Here is a 26,359-nt window from a genome sequence, read left to right on the forward strand (position 1 = left end):
GTTAAGTAAAACGTAAAGCGCCGCGTCAGTTCAGGTAAGGGGACCAGGACGGTTCTCTGACTTCGCCTTGAGCGGTAGGAAGCGGGAGCCTCACGCGTCCATTAATGGACACGAGCATCAAGACTCCCCGGCCCTGCTGGCGGGTGGCGTAGATTACCATGGTGCCGTTGGGCGCAACAGTAGGCGACTCATCAAGTGTGCTGTCGGTAAGGATTTTCACGTTGCCACGCTGCAAATCCTGAGCAGCTACCTTGAAGTTTGTGAAGCCGTCCTGCCGATGAATCATGACCAGGGTTTTTTCGTCCGCGGACAGTTTCGGGTTGGCGTTGTAGTTGCCCACGAAAGTCACCCGTTCCGCACCGCCACCACCGGCACTGGTCTTGTAGATCTGTGGCTTGCCACCACGGTCCGAGGTGAAGTAGATGGTCGAACCATCCTTGCCCCAGAACGGTTCGGTGTTGATGCCAGGCCCCGCAGTCACACGCGAGATCTGACGCGAACCCAGGTTCATCACATAGATGTCCGGGTTGCCGTCCTTGGACAGCACGAACGCCAGGCGCTGGCCGTCCGGCGACCAGGCAGGCGCGCCGTTCAGGCCTTCGAAGTTGGTGATCTGCTCGCGACGGCCAGTGTCGATGTGCTGAACGAAGATGCGCGGGCGCTTCTGCTCGAACGACACATAGGCAATGCGCTTGCCGTCCGGCGCGAAGCGCGGCGACAGGATCGGCTCACGGGATTGCAGCAGGGTCACCGCGCGCGCGCCGTCATAGTCGGAGCGTTGCAGGGTGTAGCGCGTGTTCTTCTCGGAGAAACGCTCTGCCGTAACGTACAGCATGCGGGTCGAGAAGGCGCCCTTGATACCGGTGAGTTTTTCGAACGACTGGTCGGAGATGTAGTGAGCCATGTCGCGCAACTGGTCGACGCTGCCCGAGACGCTGCCGGTCAGCACTTGCTGTTCGGTGGCGACGTTGAACAGGGCGTATTGCACCTGCAGGCGACCGCCCGCCGGAACAATGCTGCCGACCATGATGTACTGGGCGCCCAGGGCCTTCCAGTCACGGTAGATGACTTCGCTGGCCTGGGTCGGCAGGCTGATCATGTTCTGCTTTGGAATCGGCGAGTAGTAACCCGAGTTGCGCAGGTCGTTGCCGATGATTTCCGCCATGTCATCGGGCAGCACGCTGCCCCCCTGCCAGCCGAATGGCACTACGGCGATGGGCGTGGCCCGGTCACTGCCACTGGTGACCAGAATGTTCTTTTCATCCGCTGTCGCTATCCCTGCCATACAGCAAATAACGACAAGCAATCCTCGAAGAAGGTTTCTCACAAGGCTAGATCCTCAGGTGTGAATGTCATCTTGAATGAACGATACGGAGCGAAATCGCTCGGCTTCATTCCCTGCATTTCTGTCAAACGTCCAATGTTCTTGACCGCAGCTACCGCCGAGGCATCGAACGGACCATCGCCGCTGGACTTGGCCACCGACACGGAAGTCACCGTACCATCCGGCAACATGCCGATTTGCAGCACGACAGTCATGTTGTTGCGCGCCGAAGGAGGACGAGCCCAGCCTTCCGCCGCACGAGCACGAATCAGATCGTCGAAACTGCCCGCGACTTCATCGCCCTGCTCGTCCGCCAAGGCCTGCTGACGCTGCGGCGTGTCGGAAAGCAAATCAGCCAGGGCCTGGGCCTTTTTATCTTCGGCGGATTTACGCGCTGCTTCCTGAGCCTTTTTCTTGGCTGCGTCGGCGGCGGCTTTCTTCTTCGCGTCCTCGGCGATCTTCTTCTTCGCCTCGTCTGCTTCAGCTTTCTTCTTGGCGTCTTCCGCGGCTTTCTTCTTCGCGTCTTCGACTATCTTTTTCTTCGCCTCTTCAGCGGCCTTTTTCTTGGCCTCTTCTTCGGCGGCTTTCTTGGCTTCTTCTTCGGCTTTCTTTTTGGCTATATCAGCCAATTGTTTCTCTTCAGCCTTTTTCGCTTCCGCAGCCTTCTTCGCGTCGTCGGCTTTCTTGGCTTCATCAGCCTTCTTCGCCTCATCCGCTTTCTTGGCTTCGTCGGCCTTTTTCGCTTCCTCGGCTTTTTGAGCAGCCTCTTCTTTCTTTTGTTCCGCAGCCTTGACCGCTTCCTGCTCGACCTTTTTCTGCTCCATCTGCTCGACTTCGGTCTGGCGCGCGGCGGATTTCTTCGCCTCACCCGCAATCTTCTGATTGGTCTGGGTGGTCGCCTGACTTTTCGATTTCAGCTGATACAGGGTCGCCTGGACGATCGGCTTGGACGGCGGCAACTCCGGCGTCATGGCAAAACTGACGAACAGCATGCCGAACACCAGAACGTGCAGGGCAATTGCCCACACGCTAGGCCAGAAGTAGCTTTCCGAGGCGGACGGCTCTCGCTGTTGCTGCATCAGGGCGCCTCGGTAATCAAGCCAACGTTACCGACGCCGGCCTTCTGCAGTCCGCCCATGGCGCCCATGACGGCGCCGTAATCGACGGACTTGTCGCCGCGAATGAACACTTGGGTATGCTTGCCGCCTTCATTGCCGGCGCGAATGATCTTGGTCACGGCGTCGGTCATCTGCGGCAAGGTCATGGCCTTGTCCATCTGCTTGTCGGTGTCGACTTCGCTGCCAAGGTTCCAGTAGTAGGTCTTGTCAGCCTTGATCGAAATGGTCAGGACCTGGGTGTTGTTGTCCTGCGGCAAGGCTTCGCTGGAAACCTTGGGCAGATCGACTTTCACGCCCTGATTGAGCATCGGCGCGGTCACCATGAAGATAACCAGCAGTACCAACATCACGTCGATGTAGGGCACCACGTTCATCTCGGCAACCGGCTTGCGTTTGTGGCGAACTCGGGCCATGGGGATTTACCTGCTCACTCTTCGCTGGTGTGCACTTTACGGTGCAGGATCGCCTGGAACTCGTCGGCGAAGGTGTAGTAACGGCTGATCAGGGTCTCGCCACGGGCCGCAAAGCGGTTGTAGGCGATAACGGCTGGGATCGCGGCAAACAGGCCGATCGCGGTGGCGATCAGGGCTTCGGCGATACCCGGCGCAACGGTCGCCAGGGTCGCCTGCTGGGCGCTGGCCAGGCCGCGGAAGGAGTTCATGATCCCCCAGACGGTACCGAACAGACCGATATACGGGCTGACCGAGCCGACAGTGGCGAGGAATGGCAGGCTCTGCTCAAGCTTCTCTTCTTCGCGGGAGATGGCGACACGCATGGCACGCGCGACACCTTCCATGACCGCCTCGGGATCAACGCCCGACTGCTGGCGCAGGCGCGAGAATTCCTTGAAGCCGGCACGGAAGATCTGCTCCACGCCCGAATCAGGGTCCGGGTTGCTGCCCGCCTGACGGTACAGCTTGGACAGGTCGATACCCGACCAGAAGCGCTCTTCGAAGCTCTCCAGGGCGCGTCGACCGGCACGCAGCAGGTTGCTGCGCTGAAAGATCATGATCCATGAGGTCACCGATGCGGCTACCAGGGTCAGCATTACCAACTGCACAACGATGCTGGCATTGCTGACCAGGCTCCACATGGAGGAATGGTCGACGACGTTAGCTTCCACGCTTTATCTCCTGCTCTGAGTGTGTACCCGCGCCGCTCACGTCGGCGAAGGCCGCACGTAGAGCTTCGGGAATGGCCCGGGGTTTCAAATTGTCGGTGCGCACACAGGCCACCAGAAACTGCCCTTCGCAGAGCAGTGCATTATCCGTGGCTCGCCTGACCTGCTGTTTGAAGCGCAGGCTGGCCCGGTTCAATTCGATGACTTCTGCACTTACCAGAAGCTCGTCGTCCAGTCGCGCCGGCGCGTGGTAGCGCGCTTCGCTGGAATGCACGACGAACAACAGGTTCTCCCCTGCCAGCTGCGATTGGGCAAAGCCCAGATCTCGTAGCCGTTCGGTTCGAGCCCGTTCCATAAACTTAAGGTAATTAACGTAATACACGATGCCGCCGGCATCGGTGTCTTCGTAATAAACGCGACAACGATGTGCGAACGACTCAAGCCCGTTTTGCGCGCGCATACTCTAGTGCTTACTCCTCAGGTTGCCAATCCGGCCGGGCAACTGTTTTTCATTCTCGAACGGCTTTCTGGCGAAATAACGGCAATGCCAGCCCCCTAGGACCGCACAAGCTGCGAATAAATCGCTGCCCAAGCGGTTATTAATCGTCCACGGCATCGAGGAATTCGTCTACCACAGGCATCTCCCCCAATCGTGACGGGATGTTTAGACCGAAATGCAGATAGGCATGCCGGGTCACCACACGCCCGCGCGGCGTACGCATGATATAGCCTTGCTGGATCAGATAGGGTTCGAGCACGTCCTCGATGGTATGCCGCTCTTCGCTGATGGCGGCCGCCAGGCTGTCGACCCCCACCGGCCCGCCGTCGAACTTCTCGATCATGGTCAGCAGCAGGCGCCGGTCCTGGTGGTCGAAGCCACGTTCGTCGACATCCAGCAGGTTCAGCGCCAGGTCAGCGATGGGTTTGGTGATGTGGCCCTTGGCGCGAACCTCGGCAAAGTCTCGCACCCGACGCAACAAGCGGTTGGCGATACGCGGCGTCCCGCGGGCGCGCCGGGCGATTTCAAAGGCGCCGTCCGGGTCCAGCGGCAAGCCGAGAATGCCGGCGGAGCGCCCGACAATGGTCGCCAGGTCCGCGGTGCTGTAGAACTCCAGGCGCTGGACGATACCGAAGCGATCGCGCAGCGGGTTGGTCAGCATGCCCGCGCGGGTCGTCGCCCCCACCAGGGTGAACGGCGGCAAGTCGAGCTTGATCGAACGGGCCGCCGGCCCTTCGCCGATCATGATGTCCAGCTGGAAATCTTCCATGGCCGGGTACAGCACTTCCTCGACGATCGGCGACAAGCGATGGATTTCATCGATAAACAGCACGTCGTGCGGTTCGAGATTGGTCAGCAGCGCCGCCAGGTCCCCTGGGCGCTCCAGCACCGGCCCCGAGGTGCTCTTGATCGACACCCCCATTTCCTGGGCGATGATGTTGGCCAGCGTGGTCTTGCCCAGGCCCGGCGGGCCGAAGATCAGGGTGTGGTCCAGCGACTCGTTGCGCCCGCGGGCAGCCTGGATGAACAGCTCCATTTGCTCGCGCACCGTCGGCTGGCCGATATATTCGGCCAGGCTGACGGGGCGAATCGCACGGTCCTGGACTTCCTCGCGCTCACGGGGGCCCGTGGCGGCGATCAGACGATCTGCTTCTATCACTTAAATCATTCCCTTCAGGGCGCGGCGAATCATGTCTTCACTGCTCAGGCCTTTTTCCTTGATCGCGGAAACGGCCTTGCTGGCTTCCTGCGGCTTGTAGCCCAGGGAGATCAGGGCGCTGACCGCATCGGTCTCGGCACTGGCCACCGGCATCGGCGCATCCGGCTGGTTCGGCACCAGGGCAAACATACTCGGTACGGCTTCCCAGGCCTTGAAGCGGTCCTTGAGCTCGACCAGCAGGCGCTCTGCGGTCTTTTTACCCACCCCCGGCACCTTGGTCAGCGCCGAGGTGTCCTGCGCTTGCACGCAACGCACCAGCTCGTCGACCTCCAGGCTGGACATCAGTGCCAGCGCCAGTTTCGGCCCCACGCCATTGAGGCGAATCAGTTCGCGAAAGAAGTCCCGCTCGCGCTTGCTGGCAAAGCCATAGAGTAACTGGGCATCTTCACGCACGACCAAATGGGTGTGCAGGGTGAGCGGTTCACCGACCGACGGCAGGCGGTAGAGGGTGGTCATGGGGACTTCCACCTCGTAACCCAGGCCGTTTACATCGAGAATCAGGTACGGCGGCTGTTTTTCAGCCAAGGTGCCGCGCAAGCGTCCAATCACGTTTCAGATCCTTAGCTCAGGCCAGATCAGCGGCCGGCGAGTCATAGAGCGAAGATCCGGGCCGGGCAGACAGGCGCGGGATGCTCCACTCATCAAATGTTTGCGCAGATGCTATCAGAGACGCAGGCGACCGCCACGACTGCGTGCGGTACCCAGGCCGTGGGGCAGCAGACTGGAACGGGTGTGGGCATGACAGATGGCAATCGCCAGGGCGTCCGAGGCGTCGATCTGCGGTTTGCTGGTCAACTTGAGCAAGTGCATGACCATCATTTGCACTTGTTCCTTGTTGGCCCCACCGGTGCCCGCCACGGCCTGCTTGACCTGAGTGGCGGTGTATTCGGCGATTTCCAGGCTCTCCTCGGCTCCCGCCACGATCGCCGCACCACGGGCCTGACCCAGTTTCAGGGCCGAATCGGCATTACGCGCCATGAACACCTTTTCAATGCCCATGGTCACCGGACCGTAGGTCTGAATGACCTCGCGAACCCCGCGATAGACGATTTGCAGCCGCTCATGCAGCTCGCCGGCGCCCGTGCGAATACAGCCCGAGGCCACGTACACGCAGCCACGCCCGGTATCACGTACTACGCCGTAACCGGTGATGCGCGAACCCGGGTCGATACCAAGAATAAGAGTCATAACGCCTGCAAAGAGAAAATTCGGTTGCCTAAGGTAACGCCGGGAGAAGCCGGAAAAACAAAAAATCGCAGCCTTCGACAGCTCCCCTACAGGTACAGCGTAACCCTGTGTGTAAAGGGGGGAAACCGCCGAAGGCTGCGATCTTTTATCGCGCTATCAACCGAGTTGCTCGGCAACCGACTGGGGAATATCCGCGTTGGAGTAGACGTTCTGCACGTCGTCCAGGTCTTCGAGCATGTCGATCAGCTTGAGGATCTTCTCGGCGCCTTCCAGATCCAGCTCGGCACTGGTGGTCGGCTGCATGACGATTTCCGCGTCATCGCCCTTGAAACCGGCCTCTTCGAGCGCGTTGCGTACCGCATAGAAGCCAGTGAACGAGGTAAACACATCGATCGAGCCGTCTTCGTGAACGACCACGTCATCGGCGTCGGCTTCCAGCGCCGCATCGGTCAGTGCGTCCTCATCGACGCCCGGCGCGAAGCTGATCTGCCCCTTGCGCTCGAACAGATACGCCACCGAACCATCAGTGCCAAGGTTGCCGCCACATTTGCTGAACGCATGGCGCACGGCCGCGGCGGTACGGTTGCGGTTGTCGGTCATGCATTCGACCATCACCGCCACGCCGCCCGGGCCATAACCCTCATAGGTCAGCTCTTCGACGTTGTCGGCCTCGGTCGCACCCGCGCCACGGGCGATGGCGCGATCGATGATGTCGCGGCTCATGTTGGCGCCCAGGGCCTTGTCCAGGGCCAGGCGCAGACGCGGGTTGGAACCCGGCTCGCCACCGCCCTGACGAGCGGCGACCGTCAGCTCACGGATCCACTTGGTGAAGATCTTGCCTCTCTTGGCATCCTGACGCTCTTTGCGGTGCTTGATGTTCGCCCACTTGGAATGACCTGCCATAACGCGCTCCAAATTCTCTTTGAAACATTGCCCGCAACGCCTGTAACAGCGGGCGGGCAACAAATATCTCGACCCAATAGAAAAAGGCGCATCCGAAGATGCGCCTTCAGGTCGGCCTTACTCAGCCTTTGGCTGTTCGCGCAAACGGATGTGCAGTTCGCGCAGCGCCTTGGCGTCGACCAGGCCAGGAGCCTGGGTCATCACGCAAGCGGCGCTCTGGGTTTTCGGGAAGGCGATCACTTCACGGATCGACTGGGCGCCGGTCATCAGCATCACCAGGCGATCCAGGCCGAACGCCAGGCCACCGTGCGGCGGCGCGCCGTACTTCAGGGCGTCCAGCAGGAAGCCGAACTTCTCTTCCTGTTCCGCTTCATCGATGCCCAGCAGACGGAAGACCGCCTGTTGCATTTCCTTGCGGTGGATACGGATCGAACCGCCACCCAGCTCGGTGCCGTTGAGCACCATGTCGTAGGCGCGTGACAGAGCGGTCGCCGGGTTGGCTTCCACTTCTTCCGGCGAGCATTTCGGCGCGGTGAACGGGTGGTGCAAGGCGGTGAAGCTGCCGTCGTCGTTCTCTTCGAACATCGGGAAATCGACAACCCACATCGGCGCCCATTCGCAGGTCAGCAGGTTCAGGTCGTGACCGAGCTTGATCCGCAGCGCGCCCAGGGCCTCGCTGACGATCTTGGCCTTGTCGGCGCCGAAGAACACGATGTCGCCGTCGACCGCACCCACGCGATCGAGGATCACGTTCAGGTTGGTTTCCGGGATGTTCTTGACGATTGGCGACTGCAGACCGTCAACGCCATTGGCGCGCTCGTTGACCTTGATGTAGGCCAGGCCCTTGGCACCGTAGATGCCGACGAACTTGGTGTAATCGTCGATCTGCTTGCGCGGCATGCTCGCCCCGCCAGGAACGCGCAAGGCGGCGATACGGCATTTCGGATCGTTGGCCGGACCGCTGAACACCTTGAATTCCACGTCCTTGAGCTGGTCGGCAACGTCCACCAGTTCCAGCGGGTTACGCAGGTCCGGCTTGTCGGAACCGTAGCGACGCATGGCTTCTTCAAAGGTCATGTGGGGGAATTCGCCGAATTCCAGATCCAGCACTTCCTTGAACAGGTTGCGGATCATGCCTTCGGTCAAGCCCATGATGTCTTTTTCATCGAGGAAGCTGGTTTCGATGTCGATCTGAGTGAACTCAGGCTGACGGTCGGCACGCAGGTCTTCGTCACGGAAGCATTTGGCGATCTGGTAGTAGCGGTCGAAGCCGGCGACCATCAGCAGCTGCTTGAACAGCTGTGGCGACTGCGGCAGAGCGAAGAAGCTGCCGGCGTGGGTACGGCTCGGCACCAGATAGTCACGCGCGCCTTCAGGGGTGGCACGGGTCAGGATCGGGGTTTCGACGTCGAGGAAACCGTTCTCGTCCAGATAGCGACGGATGCTGGTGGTCATGCGCGAGCGCAGACGCAGCTTCTCGGCCATTTCCGGACGGCGCAGGTCGATGAAGCGATAGCGCAGGCGGGTTTCTTCGCCCACGTCGGAGTATTCGTTGAGCGGGAACGGCGGGGTTTCCGCTTCGTTCAGCACTTCCAGCTGGTAGCCCAGGACTTCGATCATGCCCGAAGCCATGTTGGCGTTGCCGGCACCGGCCGGACGCAGGCGCACCTTGCCGGTGATCTTGACCACGTATTCGCTGCGCACGCGGTCGGCGGCGGCGAAGGTTTCAGCGCGGTCCGGGTCGAACACCACCTGGGCCAGACCTTCACGATCACGGATATCGAGGAAGATCACCCCGCCATGGTCGCGACGACGGTGGACCCATCCGCAAAGGGTAACTTCCTGACCTTCCAGGCTTTCGTTCAGTTGGCCGCAATAATGGCTGCGCATCATGGTAGTGGTTTCACTTCTCGTAATTCGAAATTCGATGGGAGGCCTTGCGCACCTCGGGGTACCGGATAATGCAAGAGCTCGCGCGTGTCGTTCAACTTAATCAGCTTTGTCGCCACCGGCCAGGTTCTTCTTGGCGCCGGTTTTGAAGTCGGTCTCATACCAGCCCGAACCGCTGAGGCGGAAACCTGGCATGGACAGCATTTTTTTCAGCTCGGGCGCCTGGCAGGCAGGGCAATCGACCAACGCAGGCGCGCTGATCTTTTGAATGGCTTCCAGCTGATGACCACAGGAAGCACATTGATAGTCGTACATGGGCATGAGAGCGTCTCGGCGTACTTAACGTCTGGCTTAACCCGTGCCGAGGCCCGGGTTATATAGCAAAGGGCGGGATTATATCCATTAAATCGGCCCTGTGCAGCCGTATGACGGCGCCGATAGACCACCACCCGCCGAAACAAAGCCAGCGCCCCGCTGCCATACCCCACTCATCGGGCCTGAGGACGAACAGCCATGATCGGACGACAAGTCACGCCCCATAAAAGCAAATGGCGCCGATAACGGCGCCATTCGATCTGCGGGACTATTGCTCGCTCAACAGCGCGCGCAGCATCCACGCGGTTTTCTCATGCACCTGCATCCGCTGGGTCAGCAAGTCTGCGGTGGGTTCGTCGCTGACCTTGTCGATGATCGGGAAAATGCCACGGGCAGTGCGGGTCACAGCCTCCTGCCCCGCCACCAGTTGCTTGATCATCTCATCCGCGCTTGGCACACCCTCTTCTTCCTTGATCGAAGAAAGACGCGCGTAGATGGAATAGGCACCTGGTGCCGGGAACCCCAGGGCGCGGATACGCTCGGCGATCAGGTCCACCGCCAGCGCCAGTTCGTTGTACTGTTCCTCGAACATCAGATGCAGCGTACGGAATTGCGGCCCCGTGACGTTCCAGTGGAAATTATGGGTCTTCAGATAAAGCACATAAGTATCTGAAAGCAGGCGAGAGAGCCCCTCCACGATGGATTTGCGATCTTCTGCGCTGATACCGATATCGATTGCCATGTCTATCTCCGTTAGCACATTGAATTCAACAGGTCAGGTACCGGACCACTCTAGCAAGACTGCCCTGCACCCGCAGCCCGGAATTGCCCGAGGCACTGCGACAGATTGCCCACCAAGCGGGCGGCCAGTACCTGCAAGAAGGTCCACGCCGGTTGTGACCCACCTGGAAAGCCGCCGTTCCACTTTTTGGGGTGCTGGCTCTCTAGAACAAGGCTTTGCCCGATAGTCCGGTATTCCCTCAGGACAACCTGGGCTTTCTCCCTCCTCCCGGCCACAGCGCCTGATTTGAGAAGGCCTGGGCTTTGCTGTTAAATAGAGGCCGTGTCGTTGTTGCCTATTTCTCGGCCTCAGCGCATAGGCTGATCCCGCGCACGTGCTCACCGCCTCCCATTGTTCAGAAGCGAACCGTGCACGCTCAGCTCTTCCTTGTGATCCGTCTTAACGTGAGTTCATTAAAATGTTGAAAATCGTCCACCTGCTAACGGGCGCAGCAGCCTTGCTGCTGTCCTTTATCCCTAGCCTGCGATCTGAAGCCGTTCCCTTCCTGCAACAACCCGATGCTCTTTACCTGGCCTTTTTCGGCCTGCTCAACCTGACACTGGCTCCGGTTATCCCCTACTGGAACAAAGGCCCGCGTCACCAACTGCAAAACCTGGTCAGCGCGCTCCTGGTGCTGGCGGTGGTCTTGCAGACCTTGACCCTGCTGGCACCAATGCCGGTTATCGCAGGTCAACCGGCTGTGCTGTTCAGCCTGCTGACCGCGGCGATCGCCGTTCTTCTGCACCTGGCCGTCAGCTTCTACAAATCGTCTCCCTCGGCCAATACCTCGCAAACCTACGACATGAGCAATCGCGATACCGGCACCGTCAAGTGGTTCAACACTTCGAAGGGTTTCGGCTTCATCTCTCGCGACTCCGGCGATGATATCTTCGTGCACTTCCGCGCCATCCGTGGCGAAGGTCACCGCGTCCTGGTGGAAGGCCAGCGCGTGGAGTTCTCCGTCATGAATCGCGACAAGGGCCTGCAAGCCGAAGACGTGATTGCGGCATTGCCGCGGCGCTGATTCACGCCCATAAAAAAACCGCGACGCAGCCATGCTGCTCGCGGTTTTTTATTGCCTGAACGGCAGGCCGCCCGATGCTCAGTAATGTGGCGGCGGAGCCTCTTCTTCGAATGATTCGAACTGCCCCACCATTTCCTCTTGTCGCTTGAGCAAGGCAGCCATCTGCAATTGCAGACGTTCGACCACCCGCTGCTGCCCTACCAGCACGTCGTTCAGGGCTTGAATGGTGTCATCCTGAAAAGCCAATCGGCTTTCCAGATCGGTTACCCGCTCTTCCAGGTTCATGACTCAGCCCTCCAGAAACTTGAAATCATCGGTCAGGACCAGTCGTAACCGCTCACGAATCACAGCCACCTGTTCGGCGGCGTAGGGCTTGGCAGGCAGCTTGCCCCATACCGGAGCAGGCCAGGCCGCATCGTCGCGCTTGCGAACGATAACGTGCATGTGCAACTGGCTGACGACATTACCCAGAGTCGCCACATTCAACTTGTCCGCATCGAACGAGTCTTTAAGCAACTCCGCCAGCGCCGTGGTTTCTCGCCATAGTTGCTGCTGGTCCGCGTCATCCAATTGAAACAACTCACTGATATCTTCCCGGCGCGGTACCAGGATGAACCACGGGTAATTGGAATCGTTGGACAATAGCAGCCGGCAAAGGGGGAAGTCCCCAATGGGCAGTGTGTCTTGTTGAAGTCGTGGATCTAAAGCGAACACCGCGCGCACTCCCGCTCAGCTCATCAAGTTTCAGCTTAGCGAACGCCATGACCGGCTGCCCGCCAAGCGACAGAACGGCAGCATACCTGCAAAAGCTCTTCCGTTCATCGCTCTGCTGCGCAGATCCCGCCTCAACATTCATCCTCGATACCACACGTCAGAGCGCCCCGGCCTGGAACATTTTCCAGCGGGCTGCACCACGACAGAACGAAGCTCATAAAAAACAAGGAGAAAACCACGAAAGACCCCCTTCCCTGCGCATTCTTCCAGTGCCCGACGCCGGATGACGATTGAGCTGCATCAAGAAACTTTTGCACCAAAACCTCACAGTGCGTCTACGCTCAGTGCGTTAACCATCCGCCATCTACTCACTCAGCAGGGTGAACCGGTAACGTTTTGGAATGTCATGCGTTTTTTTTCAGGGATCAACACCAGGAGGACAAGGAACGTCAAGCCCAAACAAAACGACCTTAAAACCACTGTTTTATGCGGTTTTTACAGCCAGAAGGGCTATCACCGAAAAAAACTCGGTGCCTTTGCGTTTTGTGCACGCTTGTTGCATTCACACCCACATTGTCCCAGGAGGAGCCATCGGAAAAAGGCCTCTCCTGTGACTAATAACAATAGTGGCAAGGCTGCCCCATGGAGATTTGACTGCTTGACCAAAGTTCTTTTTGTTCCAGGTTCAAGCCTTCGAAAACAGCGCTGAAGTTGTCAGTCCGGGTACATGCGGACTGCGGATTTGCGACATTGATCGAGCATTTTGCGACAGGGTCGTAAAGAAGCTGAAAGGACTGATACGCAAGTATCGCCAACATTGTCGGCGTGATATAAGTTTGCGCCGACACAAAAAGAAAGAGCCGCCCAGATAATAAAACAGGTGGGACGGCAGTACTCTTCTAAAAACCAAAGGAGCAAATCACGATGCGCGTGATGAAGTGGAGCATGATCGCACTGGCAGTTGCAGCAGCCGCCAGTACTCAAGTGGCTACGGCCGCACCTTTTGTAAGTGACCAATCTGAAGCCAAGGGCTTTGTTGAAGACGCAAAATTCGACGTACTGCTGCGTAACTATTACTTCAACCGTGACAACAAAGACCACAGCAACGATCAGAAAGACTGGACCCAGGGTATCTGGGGTAACTTCAGTTCTGGTTACACCCAGGGCACCGTAGGCGTCGGCGTCGATGCGTTCGGTTATCTGGCGATCAAACTGGACGGCGGCGACGGCACTGGCGGCACCGGCAACATGAGCCGCGACTCCGATGGCGACGTCAACAACAGCCAGGGCAAAGCAGGCGCTGCGGTCAAATTCCGCATCTCCAAAACCGAGTTGAAAGCTGGCGATATGCAGCCAAGCACCTCCCCGGTCTTCGCGGTCGGCGGTTCCCGTATCCTTCCTCAAACTGCCAGCGGTTTCCAACTGCAGAGCAGCGAGATCAAAAACCTTGATCTGGAAGGTGGTCACTTCTATTCGGCCACCAGCCAGGACTCCAACGCTCGTAACGGTAACTTGTATGCTAACTACGCCGGCGTGGCATCCAACAGCATCGACTACTTCGGTGGCAAGTACGGCATCACCGACAACCTGAGTGCATCGCTCTACGGTGCCAAGCTGGAAGACATCTGGAACCAGTACTACGCCAACCTGAACTACACCATCCCGATGGGTGGCGATCAGTCGCTGAACCTGGACGGTAACATCTACCGCACCACCGATGCTGGTAGCGCCAAGGCTGGTGACATCAGCAACACCACGTTCTCCCTGGCAGCTGCTTTCTCGTTCCTGAAAGCACACACCATTACCGTCGCTTTCCAGAAGGTCAATGGTGATACTCCATTCGACTATATCGGTGTAGGTGGTCACGACTCCTCCCGGCGCGGTGCCAACCGTGGCGGCGACTCGATCTTCCTCGCCAACTCCATCCAGTACTCTGACTTCAACGGCCCGAACGAGAAGTCCGCACAGATCCGTTACGATCTGAAAATGGCCGAGTACGGCGTTCCTGGTCTGAGCTTCATGACCCGTTATGTTAAAGGCTGGGACATCGACGGCACCGGTCTGGCTGACAACAGCGTGTACCGTAAAAGCAACGGCGATCCGATTTACGGTGCCGATGGCAAACACAACGAGACCAACTTCGAAGCCAAGTACGTTGTTCAGTCTGGCCCGGCAAAAGATCTCTCCTTCCGCGTTCGTCAAGCTTGGCACTTCGCTAACAGCGACCAAGGTGAAGGCGATATCAAAGAGTTCCGCCTGATCGTCGACTACCCACTGTCGATCTTGTAATAGCGGTTACTTCGCGAGTAATAAAAAAGGCCCATCATTCGATGGGCCTTTTTATTGGGGCTGGCAGCTCGCTGAAGCTCCGGTTATCGACAGTTTATTGTTACAGCCAGGTTTCAAATACCCTCCAGCGAGTACCGTGTTAAAAGCCTGACCATTCGATCAGACTTTTAATCCCTATCCCCGTTACTTGCTCAAACAGCCGCTTCCTGAACCACACGAATCACGCGCTGTGGAAACGGAATATCAATACCCGCTGCCTTCAAGCGATCACGGGACAACTCGTTGAAGCGGAACATCACATCCCAGTAGTCCGCGGTCTTCACCCAGACACGCAGCGAAAGGGTAATGGCGCTGTCACCCAGCATGGAAACCACCGCGACCGGCTCCGGATCGGCCAGCACGCGCTCGTCCTTGGCCAGGTCCAGCAGGACCTCACGGGCCTTTTGCAGGTCAGCCTCGTAGTTCACGCCGACATCGAAGATCACTTTGCGGGTCAGCTGGCGGTTGTGGTTGGTGATGATGCCGTTGGACAGGTTGCCGTTAGGCACAATGACGGTCTTGTTGTCACCGGTACGCAGCACCGTGTGGAAGATCTGGATGCTGTCGACCGTGCCGCTGATACCCTGGGCCTCGATCACGTCACCGATGCGGAAAGGACGGAACAGCAGGATCAGCACGCCACCGGCGAAGTTGGCCAGGCTGCCTTGCAAGGCCAGGCCGATAGCCAGGCCCGCCGCACCGATCGCGGCAACGAACGAAGTGGTTTCGACACCGATCATCGAGGCCACGCTGACAATCAGCAGCACCTTGAGAATGATGTTCGCCAGGCTGCTGATAAAACCCTGCAGGGCCTGGTCCGCATTACGCAGTGCCAGCAGCTTGCCGACCTTGTGCGTCAACCTGTTGATCAGCCACCAACCGATGGCCAGCGTGATGACGGCCAGCAGTACCCGACTGCCGTATTCCATGATCATTGGAATCCAGGCTTGGGAAGCCTTGACCAGGTTGTCCACTTCAGCATTCAAATCCATCTATCTCTCCTGATTCCCGGCTGCCGGGCACACAAAAAACAAGGGCAGAACGAGCAGCCTTATAAAGGCTCAATCGTTTCTGCCCACTACTCGGGCCTCGGACGCCAATAAGCTCGCGAGGTTCCCGAAAAATCCCATCAGTCGCGGAAGTTGTTGAACTGCAGCGGCATGCCGAACTCTTTCGCCCGCAGGGCGGCGATGGCTTCCTGCAGATCGTCGCGCTTCTTGCCGGTCACCCGTACCTGCTCGCCCTGGATCGCAGCCTGGACCTTCAGCTTGGCGTCCTTGATGTGGGCAACGATCTTTTTCGCCAGCTCTTTGTCGATGCCTTCCTTGAGGGTGGCTTCCTGCTTCATCACCTTGCCCGAAGCGTAAGCGTCCTTGACCTCAAGGCACTGCACATCGATCTTGCGCTTGACCAGGGCCAGCTTGAGGATCTCGATCATCGCTTCCAGCTGGAATTCGGCTTCAGCGGTCAGGTTGACGGTGAGTTCCTTTTCCTTGAACTCGAAGCTGCCCTTGCCCTTCAAGTCATAGCGGCGGTCCAGCTCCTTGACGGCGTTTTCCACTGCGTTGGTGACTTCGTGTTTGTCCAGTTCGGATACCACGTCGAACGACGGCATGTAATTTCTCCAATAAAAAAAGGGGCGCAGCTCGATAAAGATGGAGCACGCCCGGTTTGCGGTTAAAATCCGGGCTCATTATAACGGGTCTTTCCCCTCCTTCACTGCGAGCCTCGCATGCGCCTGCCAAACCGAGCACCACGCTGATGTCGACGACCTGGCACATTCTGGGCGCGGGCAGCCTCGGCACCCTGTGGGCGACACGCCTGGCCCGGGCCGGCTTGCCGGTACGCCTGATCCTGCGCGATCAGGCCCGCCTGCAGGCCTACCAGGCCGCGGGTGGGCTGACGCTGGTGGAGCAAGGGCAGGCCAGTTTTCACGCCATTCCCGGCGAGACGGTCGACAGCCCTGAGCCCATCACTCGGCTGCTGGTGGCCTGCAAGGCCTATGACGCGCAACAGGCCGTCAGCCAGCTAGTCTCGCGCCTGACGCCGGATGCCGAACTGGTCCTGCTGCAGAACGGCCTGGGCAGCCAGGACGCCGTGGCCGCCCAGGTGCCACAGGCCCGCTGTATTTATGCCTCGAGCACCGAAGGCGCCTTTCGCGATGGCGACTGGCGCGTGGTGTTTGCCGGCCATGGCTACACCTGGCTGGGGGATGCCAGCCACCCCACCGCGCCCTTCTGGCTCGACGACCTGAGCGCCAGCGGCATCCCCCATGAATGGAGCGCGGATATCCTGACCCGCCTCTGGCGCAAGCTGGCGCTCAACTGCGCGATCAACCCCCTGACGGTCCTGCACGACTGCCGCAACGGCGGCCTGCTGCAGCACCATTGCGAAGTGGCGATGCTGTGCGTCGAGCTGAGCGAACTGCTGGAACGTTGCGGTCAGCCCGCCGCGGCCGAGAACCTGCAGCAGGAAGTGGAGCGGGTGATCCAGGCGACCGCCGCCAACTACTCCTCCATGTACCAGGACGTTGCCAGTCGGCGCAGAACCGAAATCAGCTATTTATTGGGGCATGCCTGCGACGTTGCCGCCAGGCACCAGTTGCACCTGCCCAACCTCGGCCGCCTGCGCCGGCTATTGGTGGAACACCTGCAACAGCGCGGATTGCCCAGCGACTGAGCAGCGGCTACGCTGCCCACGTGTTCCTCTCTAGCGACGTCCCCGATGCCATTGCGCCAGCGCCTTGAAAACCTGCCGGTCGGCCAAAAACTGCTGGCCGCCTTGCTCGTCCTGCTGATTACCGTACTGCTGGTCGCCAACCTGACCTTTATCAGCGCTGCCTACTGGATCTCTCAGGAAAGCATGGCGCCGCAAGCCTTGCAGACCATCGGCCGGCTGGTATCCAACCCGACCCTGGCCGCGCAGGCGCTGGACTCGCCACAAAACGCCGAGAAGCTGCTCAACGAACTCAACAGCTACTCTCCCCTGCGCGCCGCAGCGATCTATGACGGCAAGGGCACGCGCTTGGCCCAGTTGCAACATGGCGAACGCCTGAACCTGCCGGAGCGCTATCGGCATATCGAAGCCTGGCAACTGACCGAGTTTCGCAGCAACCAGATCATCACCCTGCCTCGCGCCGGCCAGCCCCCCGGTCACCTGTTGCTGGTGGCCAGCAGTGAGCTGCCGATGGCCTTCTACACCGGCACCCTGACCGCGAGCCTGGGCATCCTGATCTTCAGCGTGCTGCTGTGGCTGATCATTGCCCGGCAGATCAAACGGCTGATCACCCAACCCATCCATCAGCTGGAAGAACTGTCCCGGCAGGTGACACGCGAGGAAAACTATTCCCTGCGCGCCGCCCGTGGCAACCACGATGAAATCGGCAGCCTGGCCGAGGCCTTCAACACCATGCTGTCGCGCATCGAAGCGCGAGAACAGCAACTCAAGCGCGCCCGCGACGACTCCCAAGCGGCCTATGACCAGGCCCAGGGCCTGGCCGAAGAAACCCGCCACACCAACCGCAAGCTGGAACTGGAAGTCCAGGTGCGCAGCAAGATCGAAAAGAAACTCACCGGCTTTCAGAACTACCTCAACAGCATCATCGACTCGATGCCCTCGGCGCTGATCGCCCTGGACGAGCAGCTCTATGTCACCCAATGGAACCAGGAGGCCAGCGCCCTCTCCGGCACCCGCCTGGACGAAGCGCTGAATCAGCCGATCTTCCTCGCCTTCGAACCGCTCAAGCCGTTCCTGCCGCAACTCAAGGAAACCGTGGAGCAACATACGGTCACCAAGGTCGAGCGGGTCACCTGGGTCAAGGACGACGAAGCCCGGCATTACGCCCTGACCTTCTACCCGCTGATGGGCGGTGCCGGGCGCGGCGTGGTGATCCGGATCGACGACATCACCCAGCGCCTGTCCCTGGAAGAAATGATGGTGCAGTCGGAAAAAATGCTCTCCGTGGGTGGCCTGGCCGCCGGCATGGCCCACGAAATCAACAACCCGCTGGGGGCCATCCTGCACAACGTGCAGAACATTCGTCGGCGCTTGTCCCCCGAGTTGCCGAAGAACCAGGAACATGCCGAGCAGATCGGCATCGAGCTGGAAACCGTCAACCGTTACCTGCAGAGCCGCGAAGTACCGCAACTGCTCGATGGCATTCAGCAGGCTGGCGCCCGGGCGGCGAAGATCGTGACCCATATGCTCAGTTTCAGCCGGCGCAGCAACCGGCAGATGGCGCCCTGCGACCTGCCGGCATTGATCGACCAGGCCGTGGAGATTGCCGGCAACGACTTCGACCTGGCCATAGGCTTCGACTTCAAGGGCCAGGCCATCATCCGCCAGTTCGACCCGCAACTGGGGCCGGTGCCCGGCACCGCCAACGAACTGGAGCAGGTCCTGCTCAACCTGCTGAAAAACGCCGCCCAGGCCATTCACCAGCGCGTGGATGACAGCGAACCCGGGCGCATTATCCTGCGCACCCGGCTGAACCCGCCCTGGGCGGAAATCCAGGTCGAGGACAACGGCATCGGCATGAGCGAAAACGTGCGCAAGCGTACCTTCGAGCCGTTCTTCACCACCAAGGAAATCGGCCAGGGCACCGGCCTTGGGCTTTCGGTCTCTTACTTCATCATCACCAACAATCACAAAGGCCAGATGGAAGTGCAGTCGACGCAGGGCCAGGGCACTTGCTTCACCTTGCGTTTGCCATTGGCGGGCAGTCAGCCGCCACCACTGGAACATCCCCCACTGGAGAGGTAAGCATGGGCTTTCGCTTGTCGAAGATTTACACCCGCACCGGCGACAAAGGCGAAACCGGGCTGGGTGACGGGCGCCGGGTTCCCAAGGACCATCCGCGGGTCGAGGCCATCGGCGAAGTCGATACGCTGAACAGCCAGCTGGGGCTGCTCCTGGCCGGGCTGGCGGAACAGCGTCTAGAACATCCCGGCCTGCAGGAACTGATCGACGTCCTGGCGCCTTGCCAGCACCGCCTCTTCGACCTGGGCGGCGAGTTGGCCATGCCGGTGTATCAGGCACTGAATATCGCGGAAGTCGAACGCCTGGAAGCGGCCATCGATACCTGGAACGAAGAGTTGGGGCCGCTGGAGAACTTCATTTTGCCGGGCGGTTCGGCCTTGATCGCCCAGGCCCATGTCTGCCGCAGCCTGGCGCGCAGTGCCGAGCGACGCTGCCAGCATCTGAATGCCGTGGAACCGCTGGAGGGGGTCGGCCTGGCCTACATCAATCGCCTGTCCGACTTGCTGTTCGTGGCGGCGCGCCTGATTGCCAAGCGCCAGGGGATTGCCGAGATTCTCTGGCAAGCAGCAGCGAAACCCGAATAGCGGGTGTTTTTCTCCGCCGGTCGCGAGCAAGCCCGCTCCTGCAACTTATGCAGGAGCGAACTGGCGGGTGAATGGCCTCAGGGCCAGAACGCGCGAATCCCCGCCACCCCTTGCGCACCGGCCTGCCAAGCCTGCTCGCGCTGATCCGGACCGACGCCGCCCAGCAGGTACACCGGCTTGTTGAAACCGCTGATCAGTCGGGCGGCCTGCTCCCAACCCAGTGGCTGCGCCTCAGGGTGAGTCTGGGTTGGCTGGACCGGCGACAGCGTCACGAAGTCCACATCCATCTGCTGCGCCAGGGACAACTCTTCAGCATTATGGCAAGACGCCGCCAGCCAGCGCTCCTTGCCAAAGGGACGTCCGGCGCTGGCGTATTTGCGCAGCTGCGCCGAAGTGATATGCCAGCCCGCCGAGGGGAAATCCCCCAGCCATTCGAACGGCCCCTTGAGCATCAATTGCGCCTTGCCCGCACACAGGCCGACCGCATCCACCGCCAGGTCGCGGTATTGCGGGTCGTAGCCATTGGGCGCGCGTAGCTGGATCAACTTGCTGCCACCGGCAATGGCCTTTTGCATGCCCCGCAACAGCGCCGGTGTTTCCAGGCCTTCCGGGGTGATCAGGTAGTCGCTCGGCAAGCGCGCCGCCGCCACGATCGGCTGGTTGGCCGCCGGGAACTCGTAGTTCTCCAGCTCACGGGCCGTGACCCAGGCCAAAGGCTGGCCCTCGGCGCCATGGGGTTCGCCGGTAAAGGCGCACACTTCCCAGACATCCAGCAACACCTGCTTGTCCGGGTAATCGTGCTGCACCTTGATCAACGGCCGTGCCTGGGACACCAGAATGCCCAGTTCCTCCTGCAGCTCACGGGTCAACGCCGCTTCCACCGCCTCGTCCGCTTCGACCTTGCCGCCGGGAAACTCCCAGAGGCCGCCTTGATGCTGGGTATCGGCACGTCGGGCAATCAGGATCCTGCCGTCGGCATCACGGATAACGGCCGCCGCCACATGTACTCGTTTCACCGCACTGCTTCCTCTAAACCGGCTTTCTGCCAGGCCTTGAAGGCTGGCCATTGATAGATCGTTTCAACATAGGCGGCATCGACAGCCGGCAGCGCCACCCGATAGGTACGCAGGCGCACGGCGATTGGCGCAAAAAAGGCGTCCGCCAGGCTGACCCGACCAAACAGGAAAGACCCTGGCTCGGTCGCGGCCGCGCGACATTCGGCCCATAACGCCAGCATCCTCTCGATATCGGCCTGGGCCTCGGGCGGCATGGGTGAAAGCGCGGCATCACGGCTCAGGTCGAACGGCAGGTTACCGCGCAAGCCAAAAAAGCCGCTGTGCATCTGCGCGCAGGCGGAGCGGGCCTGGGCACGGGCGGCCACATCCCGCGGCCAGAGCTCGGCTTCGGGAAAACGCTCGACCAGGTATTCGGCAATCGCCAGGGAGTCGGCAATGGTGCCGTGCTCGGTCTTCAGCAACGGGACTTTGCCGGTTGGCGAATGCTTGAGAATCAGCTCGCGGGTATCGGGCTGGTTCAGCTTGATCAGTTCTTCGGTGTAAGTCGCACCGGCCAGCTCAAGCGCCAGGGCGGCGCGCAGCGACCAGGAGGAATAGAGTTTGTCGCCGATGATCAGGTGAAGATTCATGTCGGGCACCTTTCAGAGGAGATGGAGGCCCGGGGCCTCCATCGCGAGCGGACTCGCTCCTACACGTGATGCGTCGCGTCCATGTAGAAGCGAGTAGCGGTGTATCAGGTACGGTATTCCGCGTTGATTTTCACGTACTCGTGGGACAGGTCGGTGGTCCAGATGGTTTCGCTGCAATCACCGCGTCCCAGCTCGATGCGGATGGTGATTTCTTCCTGCTGCATCACCGCCGCGCCCTGGGCTTCGGTGTAGCTGGCAGCACGCGCGCCACGGCTGGCGATACACACCTCACCGAGGAAAACGTCGATCTTGCTCACATCCAGGTCCGGCACGCCGGCACGACCGACAGCGGCCAGGATACGCCCCCAATTCGGGTCGGAAGCGAACAGCGCGGTCTTGATCAGCGGCGAGTGGGCCACGGTGTAGCCGACATCCAGGCACTCCTGGTGATTGCCGCCGCCGTTGACTTCGACCGTCACGAACTTGGTCGCGCCTTCACCGTCACGCACGATGGCCTGGGCCACTTCCATGCACACGTCGAACACCGCCTGCTTCAGCGCGGCGAACAGTGGGCCGCTGGCTTCGGTGATTTCCGGCAGGGCCGCCTGGCCGGTGGCGATCAGCATGCAGCAGTCGTTGGTGGAGGTATCGCCGTCGATGGTGATGCGGTTGAACGACTTGTTGGCGCCGTCCAGCAGCAGGTTCTGCAGCACTTCACGGGAGACTTTGGCGTCGGTGGCAATGTAGCCGAGCATGGTCGCCATGTTCGGACGAATCATGCCTGCGCCCTTGCTGATACCGGTGACGGTGATGGTCACGCCGTCGTGCTGGAACTGGCGGCTGGCACCCTTGGGCAGGGTGTCGGTGGTCATGATGCCCGTGGCGGCGGCGGCCCAGTTGTCCACGGACAGGTCATCCAGTGCGGCCTGCAGCGCGCCTTCGATCTTCTCGACCGGCAGCGGCTCGCCGATGACCCCGGTGGAGTACGGCAGTACGGCGCTGGCATCGACACCAGCCAGCTCGGCCAGCTTGGCGCAAGTGCGGGTCGCGGCGGCCAGGCCTGGCTCACCGGTGCCGGCGTTGGCGTTGCCGGTGTTGGTCAGCAGGTAACGCACAGGGCCTTGCACGCGCTGCTTGGCCAGGATCACCGGAGCGGCGCAGAACGCGTTCAAGGTGAACACACCGGCCACCGTAGAGCCCTCGGCACAGCGCATGACCACAACATCCTTGCGCCCCGGGCGCTTGATGCCCGCCGAAGCGATACCAAGTTCAAAACCGGCAACCGGGTGCAACGTTGGCAAAGGACCAAGACCAACAGCCATGAATGCGCTCCTCTTTAACCTGATGTGTGCACCGCCATCGCAACAGGCAGTGCGGCGAATGGAAAAACGCCGCGACGGCTGATGCCGGTCGCGGCGCGGGTATTTCAGTGTCTGGCGAAAATCTTAGTTGATCTGGCCGTGACAGTGTTTGTACTTCTTGCCCGAACCGCAGTAGCACAGTTCGTTGCGGCCCAGTTTCTGCTCGTTGCGTACCGGAGCCGAAGCCAGGGCCACGTCGACATCGACGCCCTCTTCCAGCGCTTCCGGCTGTTCCAGGCCCGGGGCTTCGGCATGCTCGAACTGCATGCGCTGGGCCAGTGCCTCGGCTTCCTGGCGCAGGCGCGCCTCTTCCTCGACCGGGTCCTCGCGGCGAACCTGAACGTGCGACAGCACACGGATCGAGTCGCGCTTGATGGAATCCAGCAGCTCGGAGAACAGGGTGAAAGACTCGCGCTTGTATTCCTGTTTCGGGTTCTTCTGCGCATAACCGCGCAGGTGAATACCGTGACGCAGGTGATCCATGGTCGACAGGTGGTCTTTCCACAGGTCGTCCAGTACGCGCAGAACGATTTGTTTCTCGAAGGTGCGCAGTGCTTCGGCACCGGCCTGGTCTTCTTTCTCGTTGTACGCCGCCACCAGCTCGTTGAGCAGTTTCTCGCGCAGGGTTTCTTCGTACAGGTGATCGTCTTCGTCGAGCCATTGCTGGATCGGCAGGCTCACACCGAAGTCGCTTTGCAGCGCAGCTTCCAGACCGGCCACGTCCCACTGCTCAGGCAGCGATTGTGGAGGGATGTGCGCGCTGACGGTGGCGTTAAGCACGTCCTGGCGGAAGTCGGAGATGGTCTCGCCGATGTTGTCCGCGGCCAGCAACGTGTTACGCATGTGATAGATCACTTTACGCTGTTCGTTGTTGACGTCGTCGAACTCGAGCAGTTGCTTGCGAATGTCGAAGTTGCGGCCTTCTACCTTGCGCTGGGCCTTTTCGATCGCGTTGGTCACCATGCGGTGCTCGATCGCTTCGCCGGACTGCATGCCCAGGGCCTTCATGAAGTTCTTCACCCGGTCGGAGGCGAAGATGCGCATCAGGCTGTCTTCCAGGGACAGGTAGAAACGGCTGGAACCGGCGTCGCCCTGACGACCGGCGCGACCACGCAGCTGGTTGTCGATACGACGCGATTCGTGACGCTCGGACGCGATCACCTGCAGGCCGCCGGACTCCAGCACTTGCTGGTGGCGCTTCTGCCAGTCGGCCTTGATCTGGGCAATCTGCTCAGGAGTCGGGTTTTCCAGGGAGGCGACTTCGACTTCCCAGTTACCGCCCAACAGGATGTCGGTACCACGACCGGCCATGTTGGTGGCGATGGTCAGGGCGCCCGGACGACCGGCCTGGGCAATGATTTCCGCTTCTTTTTCATGGAACTTGGCGTTCAAGACCTTGTGCTCGATGCCTTCCTTCTGGAGAAGGTTGGACATGTGCTCGGAAGTTTCGATGGTCGCGGTACCCACCAGAACCGGACGGCCCTGGGTCATGCACTCCTTGATGTCGTTGATGATCGCGGCGTATTTCTCGTCCGCGGTCAGGAACACCAGGTCGTTGTAGTCCTTGCGAGCCAGCGGCTTGTTCGGTGGAATCACCATCACCTGCAGGCCGTAGATCTGATGGAACTCGAAGGCTTCGGTGTCCGCGGTACCGGTCATGCCGGACAGCTTGGTGTACAGACGGAAGTAGTTCTGGAAGGTGGTCGACGCCAGGGTCTGGCTTTCGGCCTGGATGTTGAGGTTTTCCTTGGCTTCGATGGCCTGGTGCAGGCCCTCGGACAGACGGCGACCCGGCATGGTACGACCGGTGTGTTCGTCCACCAGGACCACCTGGCCATCCTGGACGATGTATTCGACGTTGCGGTTGAACAGCTTGTGCGCGCGCAGACCGGCATAGACGTGGGTCAGCAGGCCCAGGTTGTGCGCCGAGTACAGGCTCTCGCCTTCCGCCAGCAGGCCGACCTGGGTCAGCATCTCTTCGATGAACTGGTGACCGGCTTCGTTGAGTTCGACCTGACGGGTCTTCTCGTCGACGGTGAAGTGACCGGCCTTGGTGACCTCGCCTTCCACTTCCTCGACGTGCAGCTCAAGGCGCGGGATCAGCTTGTTGATTTCGGTGTACAGGCGGGAACTGTCTTCAGCCTGGCCGGAGATGATCAGCGGGGTACGGGCCTCGTCGATCAGGATCGAGTCGACTTCGTCGATCACGGCAAAATTGAGCTCGCGCTGGAACTTGTCTTCCATGCTGAAAGCCATGTTGTCGCGCAGGTAGTCGAAACCGAATTCGTTGTTGGTGCCGTAGGTGATGTCGGCGGCGTAGGCGGCGCGCTTCTCTTCCGGCGGCTGGAACGGCGTGACCACGCCGACCGTCAGGCCGAGGAATTCATACAGCGGGCGCATCCAGTTGGCGTCGCGGCGGGCCAGATAGTCGTTCACCGTGACCACGTGCACGCCCTTGCCGGACAGCGCGTTGAGGTAAACGCCCAGTGTTGCCACCAGGGTCTTGCCTTCACCGGTACGCATTTCGGCGATCTTGCCTTCATGCAAGGTCATGCCGCCGATCAACTGTACGTCGAAGTGGCGCATACCCATGACCCGCTTGCCGGCTTCGCGGGCGACCGCAAAGGCTTCGGGAAGCAGTTTGTCGAGGGTTTCACCTTTGGCTATGCGGGCCTTGAACTCTTCGGTCTTGGCGCGCAACTGATCGTCCGAAAGGGCCACCATTTGCTCTTCGAAGGCATTGACGATCTGTACCGTCTTGAGCATGCGTTTGACTTCACGCTCGTTCTTGCTTCCAAAAAGTTTCTTTAACAAAGGCGCAAACATATCGGCAGGATCTTCCACACATAGGGATGGAGGGCGGCCCCGTGAGTCGCCCGTGCAGCCCTCATGGCCGCATGCGAACGAGCATTCTACCCGGAAACGATGGTGAGGAAAGTGGCGTTATTCCACGATGCTGGTACAGCGCTGTGACGGGGCTCACTTACAATAAGGCCTTTTGCGCCAGTTTCAACCCGGACGAGTACGAAGTTAACCATTGATTTAATAGATAAAGCGCAGCCGCAGCGATGAACGAGGTCCGACCAGCGCTTTCTGCTACCATGGCGGCTCTGTAACTTCAGGTGTCTGATCATGGCATTTCGCCCTCTTACGGCCAGAGCACCCGCCGTACTCCTTCGCGAAGCCAAGCCTCTCAAAGCCATACTCGGCCACGCCCAGCGCCTGGCGCATTTGCAGCGCCTGCTGGAAAGCCAGCTGCAACCGGCCGCGCGCGCGCACTGCCACGTTGCCTCCTGGCGCGAAGGCAGCCTGCTGCTGATCGTCACCGACGGCCACTGGGCGACGCGCCTGCGTTATCAGCAAAAACGCCTGCAACGTCAGCTTTTGGAGTTCAATGAGTTCAACAATCTGACGCGGATTCTGTTCAAAGTGCAGCCCCCAACCGTGCAACGCGGCGCAGCCGGCCACACCATGGACCTGTCGAGCAACGCCGCCGAGACCATTCAGGCCACCGCCGACGGCATCACCGATCCCAACCTGCGCGCTGCCCTGGAGCGCCTGGCCAGCCACGCCAAACCACGGGCGTAA

The 26,359-nt window shown here is 60.2% G+C and carries 26 protein-coding genes; 6 read left to right on the forward strand and 20 right to left on the reverse strand.

Features of this window, described 5'->3' with window-relative positions; translation table 11 throughout:
• Positions 1 to 25 precede the first annotated feature (25 nt).
• The 12 genes from tolB to AC07VU_RS14230 all read right to left on the reverse strand — a co-directional run bounded on the left by tolB (position 26) and on the right by AC07VU_RS14230 (position 10,318).
• Entirely contained in the window at positions 26 to 1,285 is a 1,260-nt protein-coding gene (gene tolB, locus AC07VU_RS14175) for a Tol-Pal system beta propeller repeat protein TolB (RefSeq protein ID WP_007931107.1), read from the reverse strand.
• A gap of 38 nt (positions 1,286 to 1,323) precedes the next feature.
• On the reverse strand, positions 1,324 to 2,403 hold the full coding sequence (tolA, locus tag AC07VU_RS14180) for a cell envelope integrity protein TolA (RefSeq protein ID WP_495030053.1): 1,080 nt from the start codon (positions 2,401 to 2,403) through the stop codon (positions 1,324 to 1,326).
• On the reverse strand, positions 2,403 to 2,855 hold the full coding sequence (gene tolR, locus AC07VU_RS14185) for a protein TolR (RefSeq protein WP_007931110.1): 453 nt from the start codon (positions 2,853 to 2,855) through the stop codon (positions 2,403 to 2,405). Before tolR ends, tolA begins: the two co-directional genes overlap by 1 nt.
• 14 nt (positions 2,856 to 2,869) lie before the next feature.
• Entirely contained in the window at positions 2,870 to 3,565 is a 696-nt protein-coding gene (tolQ, locus tag AC07VU_RS14190; protein ID WP_007931111.1) for a protein TolQ, read from the reverse strand.
• Positions 3,555 to 4,022, reverse strand: coding sequence for a tol-pal system-associated acyl-CoA thioesterase (gene ybgC / locus AC07VU_RS14195; protein WP_025805902.1), 468 nt, complete (start codon positions 4,020 to 4,022; stop codon positions 3,555 to 3,557). Before ybgC ends, tolQ begins: the two co-directional genes overlap by 11 nt.
• Before the next feature lie 139 nt (positions 4,023 to 4,161).
• The gene (gene ruvB / locus AC07VU_RS14200; RefSeq protein WP_009045286.1) at positions 4,162 to 5,220 is read right to left on the reverse strand and encodes a Holliday junction branch migration DNA helicase RuvB; all 1,059 of its coding nucleotides are present in this window, start codon (positions 5,218 to 5,220) and stop codon (positions 4,162 to 4,164) included.
• A complete protein-coding gene (gene ruvA / locus AC07VU_RS14205; protein WP_009045287.1) occupies positions 5,221 to 5,829 on the reverse strand; it encodes a Holliday junction branch migration protein RuvA in 609 nt (202 codons plus the stop codon).
• Between the two features lie 114 nt (positions 5,830 to 5,943).
• Positions 5,944 to 6,468, reverse strand: a complete 525-nt coding sequence (ruvC, locus tag AC07VU_RS14210; protein WP_007931118.1) for a crossover junction endodeoxyribonuclease RuvC — start codon at positions 6,466 to 6,468, stop codon at positions 5,944 to 5,946.
• A gap of 156 nt (positions 6,469 to 6,624) precedes the next feature.
• A complete protein-coding gene (locus tag AC07VU_RS14215; protein WP_007931120.1) occupies positions 6,625 to 7,371 on the reverse strand; it encodes a YebC/PmpR family DNA-binding transcriptional regulator in 747 nt (248 codons plus the stop codon).
• A 117-nt stretch (positions 7,372 to 7,488) separates the two neighbouring features.
• A complete protein-coding gene (gene aspS, locus AC07VU_RS14220) occupies positions 7,489 to 9,264 on the reverse strand; it encodes an aspartate--tRNA ligase (RefSeq protein WP_495030054.1) in 1,776 nt (591 codons plus the stop codon).
• A gap of 96 nt (positions 9,265 to 9,360) precedes the next feature.
• A complete protein-coding gene (locus AC07VU_RS14225) occupies positions 9,361 to 9,582 on the reverse strand; it encodes an FmdB family zinc ribbon protein (protein ID WP_007931131.1) in 222 nt (73 codons plus the stop codon).
• A 262-nt stretch (positions 9,583 to 9,844) separates the two neighbouring features.
• On the reverse strand, positions 9,845 to 10,318 hold the full coding sequence (locus AC07VU_RS14230; RefSeq protein WP_053262393.1) for a Dps family protein: 474 nt from the start codon (positions 10,316 to 10,318) through the stop codon (positions 9,845 to 9,847).
• A 457-nt stretch (positions 10,319 to 10,775) separates the two neighbouring features.
• Here AC07VU_RS14230 and AC07VU_RS14235 point away from each other — a divergent pair, with 457 nt between their 5' ends.
• On the forward strand, positions 10,776 to 11,381 hold the full coding sequence (locus tag AC07VU_RS14235) for a cold-shock protein (RefSeq protein ID WP_007931134.1): 606 nt from the start codon (positions 10,776 to 10,778) through the stop codon (positions 11,379 to 11,381).
• A 78-nt stretch (positions 11,382 to 11,459) separates the two neighbouring features.
• Here AC07VU_RS14235 and AC07VU_RS14240 read toward each other — a convergent pair whose 3' ends face one another.
• Positions 11,460 to 11,666 (reverse strand): SlyX family protein, encoded by a 207-nt coding sequence (locus AC07VU_RS14240; RefSeq protein ID WP_007931136.1) that lies wholly within the window; start codon positions 11,664 to 11,666, stop codon positions 11,460 to 11,462.
• Between the two features lie 3 nt (positions 11,667 to 11,669).
• Positions 11,670 to 12,095 carry an HIT family protein gene (locus tag AC07VU_RS14245; protein WP_277590038.1) on the reverse strand — a complete coding sequence of 142 codons (426 nt, stop codon included), beginning with the start codon at positions 12,093 to 12,095 and terminating at the stop codon, positions 11,670 to 11,672.
• A gap of 924 nt (positions 12,096 to 13,019) precedes the next feature.
• Between AC07VU_RS14245 and AC07VU_RS14250 the strand changes: the two genes are divergently transcribed.
• On the forward strand, positions 13,020 to 14,384 hold the full coding sequence (locus AC07VU_RS14250; RefSeq protein ID WP_053262394.1) for an OprD family porin: 1,365 nt from the start codon (positions 13,020 to 13,022) through the stop codon (positions 14,382 to 14,384).
• Between the two features lie 191 nt (positions 14,385 to 14,575).
• Here AC07VU_RS14250 and AC07VU_RS14255 read toward each other — a convergent pair whose 3' ends face one another.
• The gene (locus AC07VU_RS14255) at positions 14,576 to 15,415 is read right to left on the reverse strand and encodes a mechanosensitive ion channel family protein (protein WP_007931142.1); all 840 of its coding nucleotides are present in this window, start codon (positions 15,413 to 15,415) and stop codon (positions 14,576 to 14,578) included.
• A gap of 137 nt (positions 15,416 to 15,552) precedes the next feature.
• The gene (locus AC07VU_RS14260; RefSeq protein ID WP_007931144.1) at positions 15,553 to 16,038 is read right to left on the reverse strand and encodes a YajQ family cyclic di-GMP-binding protein; all 486 of its coding nucleotides are present in this window, start codon (positions 16,036 to 16,038) and stop codon (positions 15,553 to 15,555) included.
• Positions 16,039 to 16,184: 146 nt separating this feature from the next.
• Here AC07VU_RS14260 and AC07VU_RS14265 point away from each other — a divergent pair, with 146 nt between their 5' ends.
• Genes AC07VU_RS14265 through AC07VU_RS14275 form a run of 3 tightly spaced genes read left to right on the forward strand, consistent with a single transcriptional unit; the run spans position 16,185 to position 19,765 of the window.
• Positions 16,185 to 17,102: a putative 2-dehydropantoate 2-reductase gene (locus AC07VU_RS14265; RefSeq protein WP_123572548.1), complete on the forward strand. Its 918-nt coding sequence runs from the start codon at positions 16,185 to 16,187 to the stop codon at positions 17,100 to 17,102.
• Between the two features lie 45 nt (positions 17,103 to 17,147).
• Positions 17,148 to 19,184, forward strand: a complete 2,037-nt coding sequence (locus AC07VU_RS14270) for a sensor histidine kinase (protein ID WP_053262397.1) — start codon at positions 17,148 to 17,150, stop codon at positions 19,182 to 19,184.
• A 2-nt stretch (positions 19,185 to 19,186) separates the two neighbouring features.
• Positions 19,187 to 19,765 carry a cob(I)yrinic acid a,c-diamide adenosyltransferase gene (locus AC07VU_RS14275; RefSeq protein WP_102679010.1) on the forward strand — a complete coding sequence of 193 codons (579 nt, stop codon included), beginning with the start codon at positions 19,187 to 19,189 and terminating at the stop codon, positions 19,763 to 19,765.
• A gap of 77 nt (positions 19,766 to 19,842) precedes the next feature.
• Here AC07VU_RS14275 and AC07VU_RS14280 read toward each other — a convergent pair whose 3' ends face one another.
• The 4 genes from AC07VU_RS14280 to secA form a co-directional block, all read right to left on the reverse strand.
• Positions 19,843 to 20,781, reverse strand: a complete 939-nt coding sequence (locus AC07VU_RS14280) for a Nudix family hydrolase (RefSeq protein ID WP_274304461.1) — start codon at positions 20,779 to 20,781, stop codon at positions 19,843 to 19,845.
• Positions 20,778 to 21,410, reverse strand: a complete 633-nt coding sequence (locus tag AC07VU_RS14285) for a glutathione S-transferase (protein WP_277589476.1) — start codon at positions 21,408 to 21,410, stop codon at positions 20,778 to 20,780. The genes AC07VU_RS14280 and AC07VU_RS14285 overlap by 4 nt, the downstream gene beginning before the upstream one ends.
• A gap of 104 nt (positions 21,411 to 21,514) precedes the next feature.
• Positions 21,515 to 22,732 carry a bifunctional glutamate N-acetyltransferase/amino-acid acetyltransferase ArgJ gene (argJ, locus tag AC07VU_RS14290; protein ID WP_053262401.1) on the reverse strand — a complete coding sequence of 406 codons (1,218 nt, stop codon included), beginning with the start codon at positions 22,730 to 22,732 and terminating at the stop codon, positions 21,515 to 21,517.
• A gap of 123 nt (positions 22,733 to 22,855) precedes the next feature.
• On the reverse strand, positions 22,856 to 25,597 hold the full coding sequence (gene secA, locus AC07VU_RS14295) for a preprotein translocase subunit SecA (RefSeq protein ID WP_053262402.1): 2,742 nt from the start codon (positions 25,595 to 25,597) through the stop codon (positions 22,856 to 22,858).
• Between the two features lie 306 nt (positions 25,598 to 25,903).
• Here secA and AC07VU_RS14300 point away from each other — a divergent pair, with 306 nt between their 5' ends.
• Positions 25,904 to 26,359, forward strand: coding sequence for a DUF721 domain-containing protein (locus tag AC07VU_RS14300; protein ID WP_150052695.1), 456 nt, complete (start codon positions 25,904 to 25,906; stop codon positions 26,357 to 26,359).

Source organism: Pseudomonas sp. GW821-FHT02B10, from assembly GCF_059421865.1.

Excerpts from the sequence above, each read along its gene's own strand:
- tolB (WP_007931107.1), bottom strand. The coding sequence starts at position 1,285 with ATGGCAGGGATAGCGACAGCGGATGAAAAGAACATTCTGGTCACCAGT.
- tolA (WP_495030053.1), bottom strand. The coding sequence starts at position 2,403 with ATGCAGCAACAGCGAGAGCCGTCCGCCTCGGAAAGCTACTTCTGGCCT.
- tolR (WP_007931110.1), bottom strand. The coding sequence starts at position 2,855 with ATGGCCCGAGTTCGCCACAAACGCAAGCCGGTTGCCGAGATGAACGTG.
- ybgC (WP_025805902.1), bottom strand. The coding sequence starts at position 4,022 with ATGCGCGCGCAAAACGGGCTTGAGTCGTTCGCACATCGTTGTCGCGTT.
- ruvC (WP_007931118.1), bottom strand. The coding sequence starts at position 6,468 with ATGACTCTTATTCTTGGTATCGACCCGGGTTCGCGCATCACCGGTTAC.
- AC07VU_RS14215 (WP_007931120.1), bottom strand. The coding sequence starts at position 7,371 with ATGGCAGGTCATTCCAAGTGGGCGAACATCAAGCACCGCAAAGAGCGT.
- aspS (WP_495030054.1), bottom strand. The coding sequence starts at position 9,264 with ATGATGCGCAGCCATTATTGCGGCCAACTGAACGAAAGCCTGGAAGGT.
- AC07VU_RS14225 (WP_007931131.1), bottom strand. The coding sequence starts at position 9,582 with ATGCCCATGTACGACTATCAATGTGCTTCCTGTGGTCATCAGCTGGAA.
- AC07VU_RS14230 (WP_053262393.1), bottom strand. The coding sequence starts at position 10,318 with ATGGCAATCGATATCGGTATCAGCGCAGAAGATCGCAAATCCATCGTG.
- AC07VU_RS14235 (WP_007931134.1), top strand. The coding sequence starts at position 10,776 with ATGTTGAAAATCGTCCACCTGCTAACGGGCGCAGCAGCCTTGCTGCTG.
- AC07VU_RS14240 (WP_007931136.1), bottom strand. The coding sequence starts at position 11,666 with ATGAACCTGGAAGAGCGGGTAACCGATCTGGAAAGCCGATTGGCTTTT.
- AC07VU_RS14250 (WP_053262394.1), top strand. The coding sequence starts at position 13,020 with ATGCGCGTGATGAAGTGGAGCATGATCGCACTGGCAGTTGCAGCAGCC.
- AC07VU_RS14255 (WP_007931142.1), bottom strand. The coding sequence starts at position 15,415 with ATGGATTTGAATGCTGAAGTGGACAACCTGGTCAAGGCTTCCCAAGCC.
- AC07VU_RS14260 (WP_007931144.1), bottom strand. The coding sequence starts at position 16,038 with ATGCCGTCGTTCGACGTGGTATCCGAACTGGACAAACACGAAGTCACC.
- AC07VU_RS14265 (WP_123572548.1), top strand. The coding sequence starts at position 16,185 with ATGTCGACGACCTGGCACATTCTGGGCGCGGGCAGCCTCGGCACCCTG.
- AC07VU_RS14270 (WP_053262397.1), top strand. The coding sequence starts at position 17,148 with ATGCCATTGCGCCAGCGCCTTGAAAACCTGCCGGTCGGCCAAAAACTG.
- AC07VU_RS14275 (WP_102679010.1), top strand. The coding sequence starts at position 19,187 with ATGGGCTTTCGCTTGTCGAAGATTTACACCCGCACCGGCGACAAAGGC.
- AC07VU_RS14285 (WP_277589476.1), bottom strand. The coding sequence starts at position 21,410 with ATGAATCTTCACCTGATCATCGGCGACAAACTCTATTCCTCCTGGTCG.
- argJ (WP_053262401.1), bottom strand. The coding sequence starts at position 22,732 with ATGGCTGTTGGTCTTGGTCCTTTGCCAACGTTGCACCCGGTTGCCGGT.
- secA (WP_053262402.1), bottom strand. The coding sequence starts at position 25,597 with ATGTTTGCGCCTTTGTTAAAGAAACTTTTTGGAAGCAAGAACGAGCGT.
- AC07VU_RS14300 (WP_150052695.1), top strand. The coding sequence starts at position 25,904 with ATGGCATTTCGCCCTCTTACGGCCAGAGCACCCGCCGTACTCCTTCGC.